The organism is Vogesella mureinivorans (assembly GCF_007644035.1).
GTDB lineage: Bacteria > Pseudomonadota > Gammaproteobacteria > Burkholderiales > Chromobacteriaceae > Vogesella > Vogesella mureinivorans.
Genome location: NZ_VMTV02000192.1, coordinates 1 through 284 on the forward strand (window position 1 = coordinate 1; position 284 = coordinate 284).

Below are 284 nucleotides of genomic sequence, written 5' to 3' on the forward strand. Positions count from 1 at the left end.
GTGGCGTTCGGGATGGGCATTGACAAGCCCGACGTGCGCTATGTCGCTCACCTCGATCTGCCGTCCTCGATAGAAGCCTATTATCAGGAAACGGGTCGCGCAGGACGTGATGGCCAGCCCTCGGAAGCCTGGATGAGCTATGGCATGGCCGACGTTGTGCAGCGCCGGCGCATGATCGCTGAAGGCAACGCGCCCGATGCCGTCAAGCGGGTCGAGAACAGCAAGCTCAATGCCCTGCTGGGCGTCTGCGAAACCACAGGCTGCAGGCGGCAGGCGATACTTGC

1 protein-coding gene is annotated in these 284 nt (G+C 62.7%); it reads left to right on the top strand.

The genetic code is table 11. From position 1 onward, the window contains the following. A partial coding sequence (locus FLQ44_RS07755; protein ID WP_206208731.1) for a RecQ family zinc-binding domain-containing protein occupies positions 1–284 on the top strand: 284 nt, incomplete at both ends.